Origin of the sequence: Zoogloea sp. LCSB751 (assembly GCF_002028455.1) — a bacterium.
In the GTDB taxonomy this organism is placed as follows: Bacteria; Pseudomonadota; Gammaproteobacteria; order Burkholderiales; family Rhodocyclaceae; genus Zoogloea.
Genome location: NZ_MWUM01000391.1, coordinates 1 through 254, shown reverse-complemented (window position 1 = coordinate 254; position 254 = coordinate 1). Strand labels below are relative to the sequence as shown.

The 254-nt window shown below is 61.8% G+C and carries 1 protein-coding gene; it reads left to right on the top strand.

From position 1 onward, the window contains the following. Nucleotides 1–254 (top strand): OmpW family outer membrane protein (locus tag B4920_RS27080; RefSeq protein WP_145954654.1); only part of this gene is annotated, 254 nt, incomplete at both ends.

Genomic DNA, 254 nt, shown 5'->3' with positions numbered 1-254 from the left:
AAGCACCTGCCGCCGACCCTGATGGCGCAGTACTATTTCGGTGATGCCAACAGTAAGGTGCGTCCTTATGTCGGTGCCGGTATCAACTACACCACCTTCTTCGATGAAGAGGGCCGTGGGGCCCTGGCGGGCACGGATGTGAGCGTCGACTCCTCCTGGGGGTTGGCGGGTCAGGTGGGGCTGGACATGGCGATCAATGACCGCTGGTTCGTCAACGCCTCCGCCTGGCTCATCGACATCGACACCGACGTGCA